Annotated in this window: 11 protein-coding genes; 9 read left to right on the top strand and 2 right to left on the bottom strand. The window is 59.5% G+C overall.

Translation table 11 applies throughout. The features are described 5' to 3' along the window. Positions 1–22: 22 nt before the first annotated feature. The 9 genes from BGE01nite_RS25375 to BGE01nite_RS25415 all read left to right on the top strand — a co-directional run bounded on the left by BGE01nite_RS25375 (position 23) and on the right by BGE01nite_RS25415 (position 10706). Positions 23–2176 (top strand): multicopper oxidase family protein, encoded by a 2154-nt coding sequence (locus tag BGE01nite_RS25375; RefSeq protein ID WP_146855057.1) that lies wholly within the window; start codon positions 23–25, stop codon positions 2174–2176. 55 nt (positions 2177–2231) lie between these two features. Next, the gene (locus BGE01nite_RS25380; RefSeq protein ID WP_146855060.1) at positions 2232–2468 is read left to right on the top strand and encodes a hypothetical protein; all 237 of its coding nucleotides are present in this window, start codon (positions 2232–2234) and stop codon (positions 2466–2468) included. Positions 2469–2606: 138 nt separating this feature from the next. Continuing rightward, positions 2607–3335, top strand: a complete 729-nt coding sequence (locus BGE01nite_RS25385) for a heavy-metal-associated domain-containing protein (RefSeq protein ID WP_146855063.1) — start codon at positions 2607–2609, stop codon at positions 3333–3335. Positions 3336–3535: 200 nt separating this feature from the next. Beyond that, positions 3536–5554: an FAD-dependent oxidoreductase gene (locus tag BGE01nite_RS25390; RefSeq protein WP_170267061.1), complete on the top strand. Its 2019-nt coding sequence runs from the start codon at positions 3536–3538 to the stop codon at positions 5552–5554. Positions 5555–5848: 294 nt separating this feature from the next. Then, a complete protein-coding gene (tgt, locus tag BGE01nite_RS25395) occupies positions 5849–7006 on the top strand; it encodes a tRNA guanosine(34) transglycosylase Tgt (RefSeq protein WP_146855068.1) in 1158 nt (385 codons plus the stop codon). Positions 7007–7008: 2 nt separating this feature from the next. Next, a complete protein-coding gene (gene yajC / locus BGE01nite_RS25400) occupies positions 7009–7356 on the top strand; it encodes a preprotein translocase subunit YajC (RefSeq protein ID WP_146855070.1) in 348 nt (115 codons plus the stop codon). Between the two features lie 113 nt (positions 7357–7469). After that, positions 7470–9881, top strand: a complete 2412-nt coding sequence (secD, locus tag BGE01nite_RS25405; RefSeq protein WP_146855072.1) for a protein translocase subunit SecD — start codon at positions 7470–7472, stop codon at positions 9879–9881. A gap of 232 nt (positions 9882–10113) precedes the next feature. After that, positions 10114–10407: a ribbon-helix-helix domain-containing protein gene (locus BGE01nite_RS25410; RefSeq protein ID WP_146855075.1), complete on the top strand. Its 294-nt coding sequence runs from the start codon at positions 10114–10116 to the stop codon at positions 10405–10407. A 2-nt stretch (positions 10408–10409) separates the two neighbouring features. Beyond that, complete coding sequence (locus BGE01nite_RS25415; protein WP_146855078.1) at positions 10410–10706, top strand: type II toxin-antitoxin system RelE/ParE family toxin; 297 nt, start codon at positions 10410–10412, stop codon at positions 10704–10706. 195 nt (positions 10707–10901) lie between these two features. Here the strand turns inward: BGE01nite_RS25415 and BGE01nite_RS25420 are convergent, their stop codons facing one another. Together BGE01nite_RS25420 and BGE01nite_RS25425 are read right to left on the bottom strand one after the other, a co-directional pair. After that, complete coding sequence (locus tag BGE01nite_RS25420; RefSeq protein ID WP_146855082.1) at positions 10902–12068, bottom strand: pyridoxal phosphate-dependent aminotransferase; 1167 nt, start codon at positions 12066–12068, stop codon at positions 10902–10904. A 169-nt stretch (positions 12069–12237) separates the two neighbouring features. Beyond that, on the bottom strand, positions 12238–13165 hold a 928-nt coding region (locus tag BGE01nite_RS25425), incomplete at its 5' end, for a metal ABC transporter permease (protein ID WP_425485726.1).

Genomic DNA, 13165 nt, shown 5'->3' on the forward strand with positions numbered 1-13165 from the left:
GAACCATCACGACTCCGTTCTTATGAAGACATTCCTTTATCCAGGCCTCGTCATGCTCATGACGACCGCCAGCGCGCTCGCCTGTGACGCCTGCAAGGTCACAGGACCAAGGCCAGGCCAACGACTGGTCGAATACGACCTGCACATCGCCGAGCAAACCTTAAGTCCCGCGGGCAAAGCCGTGCGTGGCTTTACCATCAATGGTGGCATTCCGGGTCCCACACTGCGGTTTCGTGAGGGCGACTTCGCTCGCATCCGCGTGCACAATGATCTGAAGTCCCACGAGACCTCCACACACTGGCATGGGCTGCTTTTGCCGAACCCTCAGGATGGCGTGCCGCATGTGACCACGCCGCCGATCCTGCCGGGGCAAACGCACACTTTTAACTTCGAACTACGGCACAGCGGCACCTACTGGTATCACTCCCACACGCATCTGCAGGAGCAGAATGGGGTGTATGGCAGCATCGTGGTCACGCCGAAGAATGGCGAGCCTATGAAGGCGGATCGCGAGCAGGTGCTGGTGCTTTCGGATTGGACCAACTACAACCCGCACGAGGTGATGCGCATGCTCATGCGTGGCAGTGACTATTTCGGACTCATGCGGCGCAATGCGCAGTCCGTGTGGGGTGCGTGGAAGAAGGGCAACCTGAAGGACTATTTTATGCGCGAGTGGGACCGCATGATGCCGATGGACATCTCGGATGTGGGTTACCATGCCTTTCTGGTGAACGGGCAGCGCGAGACACGCATCGAGGGCAAGCCTGGTGAACGTGTGAGGCTGCGCATCATCAATGCCTCGGCGGCGACCTACTTCTATCTGAACTATGCGGGTGGACCAATGACCATCGTGGCGGCAGATGGTCCGCCGGTGCAGCCGGTGAAGGTGGATCGCTTCCTGATGGCGATCGCGGAGACGTATGATGTCATTCTCACCCTTCCTGCGGATGGACAGAAGGAACTGCGCTTCACGGCGCAGGATGGCAGCGGGCATGCCTCTGCCTGGTTAGGCGATGGCCAGCGTGTGGAGGCCACGGATCCACCACGACCGAATCTGTATCAGATGGATGAGATGCTGAACCTGGCGTTGGAAGAGCAGGAGGATGATCCGCGTGCCTCGCTGAAGCTGGAGCGGCCAGGGGCGCCGTATCGAGTGCTGAAGGCGACACACGACACCACTTTGCCAGCCAATCTGCCGCGGCGGAAGATCACGCTGCATCTGACGGGGGACATGAACCGCTACATCTGGGGATTCGATGGCAAGACGATCGCCCAGGATCCCTATGTGATGATCAAGAAGGGCGAGATCGTGGAACTGGCGCTGATCAATGACTCGATGATGCATCACCCGATCCATCTGCACGGGCATTTCTTCCGTCTGCTGATGGGGAATGGGCGTTACTCACCGCTGAAGCACACGGTGGATGTGCCGCCAATGAGCAAGCGCACTATCGAGTTTGAAGCCAATGAGGAGAAGGACTGGATGTTTCACTGCCACATCCTCTACCACATGATGAGCGGCATGGCCCGGGTGTTCCGCTATGAGGCAGAGCCTGCGAGCGCGCCTGCCGCGCCCGAAGATGATACGATCGCCGCTGCAGCAACTGCGCACAGCATGCCCATGGCACCGGGGGTGCAGGATCACTCGCTGCATCATGCGGCAGGCCTGGGCGAGCACAGCCATGACATGGCCTATGTCTGGGGCGCGGCTTCCCTCCAGTCTCACATGAGCGAGGGGCTGCTGACCTGGATGAATCCAAAGAATGACATTCTGTTAGGCTGGGAAGTGGGCTGGGAGGGTGTGGATAAACCGCAGTATGAGGTCGACCTGCTCTACCAGCGCTATTTTAACATGAACTTCCAGGCCTTCGCCGGTGCGCGGCTCACGAATGATCCGGAAGCAGAGAATCGCGCTGTGGCAGGCATCAACTACCGGCTGCCGCTCATGCTCTGGGCCACGCTCAGTGTGGACAGCGAGGGCGATGCGCGCATCGGGCTCGCCAAACGGCTTCAGCTCACGCCACGGCTGGGCGTGTGGGGACGCATCGAGTATGACACGAACACTGAATGGGAGTGGACGGCTGGAGCCGACTACACCCTCACCCGCAGCACCTCTCTCACCGCGCAGTATCATTCGCAATATGGCATCGGCGCGGGGCTGCTTTTCCGATTTTGATTTCACCTCATTTCCTTCAACAAAAACAAACTCATACCCAACCAACAATACGACTATGAAAACAAAACTCACCACCCTCGTTACCACCCTGCTGCTCGGCCTCAGTCTGAACGCCGCAGATGTGAAACCCTACCCGCTAAAGACCTGCGTGGTCAGCGGCAATGAACTCGGCAGCATGGGCAAGCCCATCAAGAAGGTCTATGACAGCCAGGAGATCATCTTTTGCTGCAAGCCCTGCATCAAGAAGTTCGAGGCCAATCCTACAAAGTATCTGGGCAAGCTGCCAAAGTAACTCCTGACCTTGCGCAAGCCTCCCTGGACTCGATTTTGTCCGGGGAGGGAATTGAAATATCTCTATTTGAAGGCTTTGAGAGCCCGGATCGCCTAAAGGCTTCACTCCAACCTCTGGTTACGTTAACCAACCATCATCATGACACTTCCCCAAACCTTCCCACTGACCGGCATGTCCTGCGGCTCTTGTGTGGGCAAGGTCACGAAACGCCTGCAGGAACATCCCGACATCGCTGAAGCTGAGGTCACGCTGCAACCTCCGCAGATGCGGATTCAAACACGCGCGGCCCTCAGTGAGGCAGACATCAACGAGTGGCTGAAACCGCTGGGCAAGTATCGTGTGCCTGTGACTGAGCAGGCATCCAGCCCTGATGATCTGCCGAAGAAGGATGCGCAGACTTATCGTCCGCTCATCATCTTGCTCGCGTATCTGCTGCTGGTGATCACGGCGGCGAGCATCATGCACGGTGGCTTTGAGCTTTCGATGGCGATGCGGCTGTTCATGGGCGGTTTCTTTGTAGCCTTCTCTTTTTTCAAGATGCTGGACCTGCGCGGCTTCAGTGATGCTTACCGGAGTTATGATCTGGTGGCGAAAGCCGTGCCTGCGTATGGGTTCGTCTATCCGTTCATCGAGCTCGGGCTTGGGCTGGGCTACATCGCGGACTGGCAGCCTTTCTGGATCAACCTAACTACGATTGTGGTCATGGGAGTGAGTCTGATTGGTGTGTTGAAGGCGGTGATGTCGAAACAGGCCATTCGTTGCGCTTGTTTGGGCACCGTGTTTAACCTGCCGATGTCCACGGTGACGATTGTGGAGGATGGGTTGATGATTGGGATGGCGATTGTGGCGCTGGTGTTGCCACATTGAGGACAGGGTATTGGGGTGCAGGGATGGTTAATGAGTTCGGGCTTCTGGGTATGCGCGGAGACAACCCCATTGGAATGGGGTTGTACGTCGGGGCCAGCGTACCGCCCCATTCCAATGGGGCGGAGGGAGTCCGGTGGATTCGGAGGGCACGTTTTCCTTCATACATGGCGCGGAGCGTGCGCTCGGGTGGGGTGCCGCTCATGATCAAACCACCCGACCGCACGTTCGATGTCGCCATTATTGGAGGAGGATTTGCCGGGGTTTACTGCGCCCAGGCGCTGCTGAAACAGATGGCAGGCGCGGGGTTGCGGGTGGGGATCATCGCGAGTGAGAACCACATGGTCTTCCAGCCGATGCTGCCGGAGGTGGCGGGTGGATCCCTCTCCGCGCAGCATGTGGTGAACCCGATCCGCATGATCTGCCAGGAGGCGGAGGTGCTGAAGGGGGAGGTGACGAGCATCGACATGCCGGCGCGCGTGCTCACACTCACGGGCGGCAGCTTCACGCCGATGGTGACGGTGGGTTTCACGCATCTCATGCTGGCCCCAGGGGCCGGGGTGGATCTCAGCCGCATCCCGGGGATGTCCGAGCATGCCTTTCAAATGCGCACGGTGGGTGATGCCATGAAGCTGCGCGCGGCGATCATCGGCCGCATGGAGGAGGCGAACCTGCTGACGCATACGGCGGACAGGAAGCAGCTGCTTTCGTTCGTGGTGGTCGGTGGTGGTTATTCTGGGGTGGAGACGGCGGGACAGATCCAGGACCTCATCGCCGGAGTGCTGCGCTACTATGAAAACATCACGCCGGATGAACCGAGTGTGACGCTGGTTCATAGCGGCGAGCGTCTGCTCGGCATGCTGAGTGAGAGCCTCGGCACTTACACGGGCGACTGCCTGGCAAAGATGGGCGTGAAGCTCATCTTCAAATGCCGTGTGCGTGCCGTGACTGCTCGCACCGTGCAGCTCAGTGATGGCAGCAGCCAGGCGGCGAGCATCGTGATCTGCACGGTGGGCAATGCGCCGCATCCACTGATTACAACTCTTGGTTCGGCGGGATCACTGCCGGTGGAGAAGGGCAAGATCATCGTGGAGCCGACGGGCAAGGTGAAGGGGCTCGGCAATGTGTGGTCGGCCGGTGATTGCGCGCTATTTCCAAAGAAGGATGGCGGCACGTGCCCTGAGACCGCGCAGTTTGCGATGCGGCAAGGCATGGTGGTGGGGAAGAACATTGCGGCGGAGCTGCTGCACAAGCCTTTGAAGCCGTTCACCTTCACGGGGCTCGGCGAGCTGGCCACCATCGGTCACCGCAAGGCGGTGGCGCAGATCATGGGGCTGAGATTTTCGGGCATCATCGCCTGGTTCATGTGGCGCGGCATTTATCTCATGAAGCTGCCGGGGCTTGACCGGAAGCTGCGGGTGATGGCGGAGTGGACGTTCGAGCTGTTCTTCCCGCGTGACATCAATCTGCTCACGCCGAGCTTTTCATCGCCACTCGGTGAGATGCATCTTGAGCCGGGTGACACGCTCTTCCGCTCGGGTGAACCGGCGCAGTCATTGTATGCGGTGAAGAAAGGCCGCGTGGACATTCGAGATGCAGCAGGACAACTGGTGAAGTCGGCCGGACCTGGAGAACACTTTGGTGAACGCGCTCTCTTGGCAGATGGCATCTGGCGCTTTGATGCCGTGGCGACGGAACCGAGTGAGCTGGTGGCGATCGACGGAGGGACTTTCAAGACGCTGGTGAAGAGCATCGGCTCGCTGGAGATGCTTTTCCGGTCCACAGCGCAGCAGTATCATCTACCAGAAGAGATCCAGCGTACGGTGAATGCCATCCCGGCGGCCACGCGAGATGGCACGGCAGCGGAGGTGATGACACGCGCGGTGATTTCCCTGCCCTCCACGCTTTGCGTGCAGGATGCCATCACGGAATTTCAGGCACATCCGCACAGCACGTATCCGGTCACGGATGCGGAGGGCAAGGTCACGGGGCTGCTGCGGAGATCCCAGGCCTATGAGTGGCTGAAAAATCATGGTCTCACCTGCCAGCATACTTTGGCGGAGCTGCCGCTGACGAAGCCCTTTTGCGTTTCAGCGACGATGCCGGTGCCGGTGCTGATCGAGACTCTGATGCGCAGCGGGGTGAGCAAGGCGCTGGTGGTGGATGAAGGGCAGCATCTGCTGGGGATTGTGACGCTGTTTGATTTGTTGAAGGGGGCGTGAGGATACTCCCTTGCTCCATGCTCTTGCGTTCTTTCCTTCCTCTCGCGGTGTGAGATTCCGGAGAGGAAGAGGGCCTACGGAACACATGGAATACGCGGAAAGGAATGGCAGTTAATCTCTCCTGAGCTCGATGGTGCCCTGTGCCTGGGATGCAGCTCGGGAGAGAGCGGCAGAGAACCGGGCAAGAGTGCCGGGGCTCCGCTCCCCTCCCCTTCCAGAAAAGGGCCGTGAGATGAGCTTTGACACTTGCGGGCCGCGCCTCCACACTCCGCGCCCTTTTCCGCCTATATTTAAATGTTTGATCTGCTCGCCAATGATCCTGCCTCCTCCGCCCGCCGTGGCCGGTTGCAGACGCCTCATGGGGTGATCGAGACGCCGGTCTTCATGCCGGTGGGCACGCAGGGCACGGTGAAGGCGGTGCACCCGAATGAGCTGCGGGAGCTGAACTCCCAGATCATTCTCGGAAACACCTATCACCTCTGGGTGCGCCCGGGGATGGAGATCATCCGCGAGGCGGGTGGCCTGCACCAGTTCATGAACTGGGACCGCCCCATCCTCACGGACAGCGGTGGCTTCCAGGTCTTTTCTTTGGCCAAACTGCGGAAGATCAAGGAGGAGGGCTGCTACTTTAACAATCACGTGGACGGCACGCCGATGTTCCTGGGACCGGAGACGGCCATGGAGATCCAGGCGACGCTGGGCAGCGATATCGCGATGCTTTTTGATGAGTGCACCCCTTATCCCTGCACGCATGATGAGGCGAAGAAGAGCATGGAGCTGACCCTGCGCTGGGCGAAACGCTGCCGGGACTGGGTGGACCAGAACCAGCCGGATGCCGGAGCGCATGGCCGCAGCGCCACGCAGACAAAGCAGCTCCACTTCCCTATTGTACAGGGCAGCGTCTTTCAGGACCTGCGCCAGCACTGCGCCCGCGAGCTCGTGGCAATGGACTTCCCCGGCTATGCCGTGGGCGGCCTGAGCGTGGGCGAGCCGGAGGAGGACATGATGCGCATCGCCGAATGGACCTGCCCTCTCCTGCCGGAGCACAAGCCGCGCTACGCCATGGGCCTGGGCACGCCGCCGCAGATCGTGGAGCTGATCGCCCGCGGAGTGGACATGTTTGACTGCGTGATCCCCACGCGCCTGGCCCGAAACGGCACCGCCTTCACCCATGAAGGCCTCATGAATTTGCGGAATAACAAGTTCGCCAAAGACTTCCGCGACCTCGCCGAGGACACCCATCCGCTGTGCCGGGGATTTTCCCGGGCCTACATCCGTCACCTAATTAACACCCAGGAGGTGCTGGGTTTGAGGTTGATTTCCCTGCACAATCTGCATTTCTACGCGTCCCTCACGTCCAGGGCGCGGTTGGCCATCGAGCAAGGTTGCTTCTCCGAATTCCGGGCAGAGGTCAATGCCCGCTACCAGACACGTTCAGACTCCCCCGATTAATCATGCTTTCGAATCTCGTCCTTCTCGCCCAAGCCGCCCCTGCAGCCCCCGCCGGTCCTGGCGGCATCCTCGGCAACCCAATGATCATGATGGTGCTCATGTTTGTCATGATGTACTTCCTGCTCATCCGCCCGCAGCGCCAGCGCCAGAAGGAGCAGGAGCGCCTGCTCAGCAGTGTGAAGGTGGGTGACCACGTCATCATGAACGGTGGTGAGCACGGCATCATCACCAGCACCAAGGACAAGTCTGTGATGGTCAAGATCGCCGACAACGTGAAGGTCGAGTATGAGCGCAGCGCCATCGCCTCCATCAGCAAGAAGAGCGATGTGGTGGAAGCCACCGCAGCATAAAGAGAATGACGAAGCACGAATGAAGAATGACGAAAGTCAGAAACCGTTCACCGCTCCACTTCGTCATTCGTCATTCTTAATTCGTCATTTTTAGCCCCTTCCCCCAACCATCCATGCACCCCATCTTCACCTTCCTCGTTGGCTCCGCCATCCTGCTGCTGCTGCTGTTTTACATCGGCAGTGTGGTTCACTCCACCAAGCGCAAGGTCGGCACCGCCCTCATCGCTTTGATGACATTCTTCGCCATCATCACGGTGAAGAATGCTGGCATTCCGCTCGGCATTGACCTCAAAGGCGGCAGCGAGTTCGTCGTGCGCCTGAAGCCCAGTGCTGACAAAGATGGCAAGACCCACACCGTGACTGCGGATGAAGTGCAGCAGGCCATCGCCATCCTGGAAAAGCGTCTCAACCCGGAGAATAACAAGGACCTCTCCATGCAGCCCCAGGGCAGCGACCGCATCCTGATCCAGATGCCGGGTGTGAAGCCTGAGGAGTTCGCCGCTGTGCGCACCGCCATCCAGCAGGTGGCCAAGCTTGAGTTCCGCATCGTCCACCAGGACAGCCGCTCCAAGATCGCCGAGATCGATGGCGGTGGCCTCACCGAGCCAGGCTGGGAAAAGATGAAGTATAAGGAGCAGAAAGATGATCAGGGCAAGGTGCTGCCAGATCGCGGTTCTGAACTCGTCCGCGGCCGTCCTGACATGGAAGGTGACGGCGTGAGCAATGCCTTTGCCACCATGGATGCGGAAGGCTGGAAGGTGTATCTAGACCTCAACAACGACGGCTCCAAGAAATTTGACGAGATCGCCGCCGTGAACAAAGGCCGCCAGCTCGGCATCATCGTCGACAACGAGATCATCTCCGCCCCGACCCTTCAGGTGGACCACTTCGGCGGCACGGCCGTCATCTCCGGCAACTTCAACCGTGAGTCCGCCACCCAGCTGGCCACGCTGCTGAAGAACCCGCTGAAGAACCCGATGCAGATCGAGTCTGAGAACGCGGTCTCCTCCTCCTACGGTCAGTCCTCCATCGACCAGGGCAAGTGGATCTGCGTGGCCGGTCTGGCCATGACCACCCTGTTCATGCTCTTCATCTACCGCATGGCCGGCCTCGTCGCCATCGTCGGTCTGGTGATCAACTTGGTCGTCCTCTTCGGCGGCATGGCCCTCTTCCAGTTTACCCTGACCATGCCCGGTATCGCGGGTGTGGTGCTCACCATCGGTATGGCGGTGGACGCGAACGTGCTGATCTATGAGCGTCTGCGTGAGGAAATGGAAGCTGGCAAGACGCTCACCGCAGCGCTGGAAGCCGCCTATGAAAAGGCCTTCTCCGCCATCGCTGACTCGAACATCACCACCATCATCGCCGCAGTCATCCTCCTCTCCATCTCCGGTGGTCTGGTGGCCGGCTTCGCCGTGACCCTCCTCATCGGTCTCGTCTCCTCCCTCCTGGGCGCGCTGGTCGTGACCCGTGTGATCTTCATGTGGGTGATCGACACCGGCACCCTGAAGACGTTGAAGACCACCAAGATCATCCCTGACCGCGTCTTCGACATCCTGGCCAAGGCTCCGAAGTTCATCATCGCGTCCCTCGTCGTAACCGCCATTTCCTTTGCCACTCTGGCGGTCAAAGGTGGCAACAGCTTCGGCATCGACTTCCGTGGTGGTTCCCTGCTCCACATCGAGCTCGCTGACGGCAAGAAGATCGCTGACAAAGACCTCGAGGATCTTTTCAAGCCCCTCAAGATGAAGGCCGGAGACGGCAAGGAAGCGTCTGTGGGAACTTTCTACATCCAGCACAAGAGCACCACGACCGGTGGTGAGATCATCGCCGTCCGAGGCGAGCAGAATGCTGGTGCCGCCTTTGAAGGCGCGGTGAATGCCAAGTTCAAGGACAGCATCAAGGGCACCAGTCTGGAGACTGTCGGTTCCCTGATCGGTCAGGAGTCCGGTGTGACCTCCATCATCGCCATGGGCGTCGCGCTTCTCGCCATCTTCGTCTACCTGCTGTTCCGTTATGAGTTCGCCTTCGCCCTCGGCGCGGTGATCGCCCTCTTCCATGACGTGCTCATGGTGCCGGGTCTCTGCGTTCTCTTCGGCCAGGAACTCAGTCTCATCCACGTGGGTGCGCTCCTCACCATCGCCGGTTACTCCATCAATGACACCATCGTGGTGTTCGACCGTATCCGCGAGACCATCCAGCGCGGTGGCAGCGGCAGCATCCGCGACCTGATGAACGAGGCTATCTGCAAGACCCTGAGCCGCACGCTCCTCACCGGTCCGACCGCCCTGGCCCCGATGGTCATCCTCCTGTTCCTCGGCAACCCTGCCATGCTTGAGTTCGCCATGCCGATCACCATCGGTGTGCTGCTCGGCACCTACTCCTCCATCTTCATCGCCAGCCCGCTGGTGCTGTGGTATGCCACGAAGACCGGTGTCAGCCTCAAGCACAAGGTGCTCGAGAGCCACGAAGCCGCCCGCATGGCCGATGCCGCCGTGGCTGCTTCCAAGGCGAGCGGAGCTTAATCCTTCGACTAGCTAGCGCATGAGTCCAATCACGAAAGCCCCGCGATGAGCGGGGCTTTTTTGTGGGGCTGCGGGGAGGGTGCTTTGTGTAGAGGAAGACGTCAGTCTTCCCTCTGGGAGCACGCGAGACCTTCGTACCTCAACCAAAGGCATGCTCACGCCTGCCTCTAGATATCCTTGCATGCTGTAGCCGCTCGACAAATCAAACCACGCTTGGTAGAGTCCCTCCATCATGACCCAGGTCGCCATTCAGCTTCCAGACGAGCTCACCCAGTTTGTGAACGAGTCGGTTCAATCCGGCGGTTTTCACAACGCAGACGAATTCTTCATCAGCGTCGTCTCAATGTATAAAGACCAGGTCGAGGAAGGTCTCAGCGAAACCGAGCAAGCAAAGCTCGAAAATCTCCGTCGTGATATCCAGGTTGGCATTGACCAGCTTGACCGTGGTGAAGGCAGCGAAATGAACTGGGATCAATTCTTCGCCGAGCGTCACCGTGCATATGCCGAGCGTCACCACGCTGCCTAGACATGGCGAGGGTCGTCTATTCGAATGCTGCCAAGACTGATCTTGTCGAGATCTGGGACTACATCTCTGCTGACAGCCAGCGCCAGGCTGACCGGCTCTTGGAGAAGTTTCGCGCCAAGCTCGAGCACCTTGCCAAGTGGAATACTCTCGGGCGACCACGTCCGGAATTCGGCAAGGATTGCCGCAGCTATCCCTTCGGCAAATACTGCTTCTTTTTCCGACCTGTTGATGATGGCATCGAGGTCATTCGCGTGATCCACTCCGCACGTGACCTCGATCAGATCGACTTCCCTGAGTAGCAAAACCCCAAAGGATTCGCGAATCCCCAAGCCCATGCCGCATGCGGCAAAGACACTTCCGCGTGATATCGCCAGTCCCTTGTGATGGCCATCTCCCCAGCTCATCTCACAGAGTGAGACAGCGACTGTAAAGAAAAAGGCCGCCAGTTTCCTGGCGGCCTTTGAATTGAATAGAAGCCTTCAGGTTCCAGCGGATCAATGCTGGGAGCAGAACTCTTCGAAGCGGTCCATGCCGGCGTTGATGACGTCCAGACCGGTCGCGTAGCTGAAGCGCAGCGTGTACTCGGAACCGAAGGCCACGCCTGGAACAGTGGCCACGCGGGCTTTGCTGAGCAGCTTCTCGCAGAAGTTCACGGACTTGATGCCGATCGGCTCGATGTCGACCAGGAAGTAGAAGGCGCCCTGAGGCTCCACCACGCGGACGTTCTTGATGCCCTGCAGACGGCTCAGCATATACTGACGGCGCACGTCGAACTCATCGCGCATGTCAGCCACGATCTGCTGGTCGCCAGTGAGGGCGGCCAGAGCGCCGTATTGGGCGAAGCTGGTGACGTTGCTGGTCGTGTGGCTCTGGATGACGTCGATGGCGTCCGCGATCTTCTTCGGAGCGGCGGTGTAGCCGAGGCGCCAGCCGGTCATGGCGTAGGCCTTGGAGAAGCCGTTGATGGTGATCGTGTGGTCAAAGATGTCCTTGCTGATGCTGGCGATGGAGACGTGCTGCTGGCCGCCGTAGACCAGCTTCTCATAGATCTCGTCAGAAAGGATGATGATGTCTTCGGAAGCGGCGATCTCACCGATGGCGGCAAGTTCTTCCTTCGTGTAGACGGAACCAGTCGGGTTGCCGGGGCTGTTGATGATGACCATCTTCGTCATCGGGGACATGGCGTCCTCAAACTCTTCCGGGGTCATCTTCCAGCCGTTCTCGCGCTTGGTTTCCACGATCACAGGCACGCCGCCCACGATCTTCACCATCTCAGGATAGCTGGTCCAGTAAGGAGCCGGGATGATCACTTCGTCGCCAGGGTTCACCACGGCGGCGATGGCGTTGTAACAGGAGTGCTTGGCACCGCAGTTCACGCTGATCATGGAAGGGTCGTATTGCAGACCGTTGTCCACCATGAGCTTGGCGGCCAGGGCTTCGCGCAGCTCCAGGATGCCGTTGCTTTCGGTGTAGCGGGTCTTGCCGTTCTGCAGGGCCTCGATGGCGGCCTGGGTGATGTGGTCCGGTGTGTTGAAGTCAGGCTCACCGGCACCGAAGCTCAGCACGTCAATCCCCTGCTTCTTGAGAGCCTTCGCCTGGGCGGTGATGGCGAGGGTCATGGAAGGGGCGAGTTCGGCGATGTTTTTGGCAATGAAGTCCATAAGGTGCGGTTGAGGAAAGGCGGCTGGGTGACTGATTCCGGAATGGCCGGAAAGGGGGCGCTAAAAAGGAGCGGGCGGAGGCTTTGTCAACGCCGGGGGCAACCCCACTTCCAAGGAATGGCAAAAGCTGCCCATTTTCCCAGGGAAACCCGGTCGGCAAAATCCACCTTCAGGACACTTTTCGGCGGCTGAAAAGGCCGTAGCGAGGGCTGAAGATGTAGGCCAGCAGGAAAAGCGCGCCCAGCACCAGGATGATGGTGCTGCTCATGGACCAGCCCAGCGGATAGCTGATGAAGAACGCCGCCACCGAGCCCAGCCCGCCGATGATGCCACCGCCCCAGAAGAGCGCGCGGGCATTGTCTGTCAGCAGATAGACCGTGGCCGCAGGTGCCACCATGAGGCCCACGCTCAGGATGCAACCCACGGCCTGGAGGGAGGAGATGAGCACCAGGATCGTGATGGCAAAGGTGGCGTAGTTCAGAAAGCGCACCGGCACACCGAGGCTCGCGGCGATGTTGGGCTCAAAGAGATAGATCAGCAGCGGCCGCTGCAGCGCTGTCAGCGCAAGCACCGCCACCACGCTGATGCCAAAAGCGATCCACAGATCACTGTCTGCCATGCCCACGATGCTGCCGAAGAGCCATTCATCCAGCTTTTGCCGCACATTGAGCTGCGTCAGGATGAGGTAACCACCGGCAAAGGCCGTGGTGTAAAGGATGCCCATGGAGGTGTCCTGGTCCAGCCGCGAGGTGCGGGAGAGAAAGATGGAGCCCAGACCCACGATCATGGCCGCGAAGACCGCTCCAGCCAGCGCGCTCCACTGGGTCAGCCCAACCAAAAGCACGGCAAGCGCAATCCCCGGCAGCAGCGCATGAGAAAGCGTGCCCACCTTCAGCGCTGACTTCCGCAGCACCACGAAGGCGCTCACAAAGCCATTGGCGAAGCCGATCATCAAACATGCCAGCAGAGCCCTCTGCCCTGCAGGCATGGCGAGATAATAGGAGATCGGTGGAAGGTCTTGTGGCATGGGATGATGAACGTAGGCCGTGATGCCGCCGGCCTCAAGTTTCGGCATTTTGAAACTCTGCCGCCTCCCT

The organism is Prosthecobacter gellanilyticus (assembly GCF_007992435.1).
Lineage (GTDB): Bacteria > Verrucomicrobiota > Verrucomicrobiia > Verrucomicrobiales > Verrucomicrobiaceae > Prosthecobacter > Prosthecobacter gellanilyticus.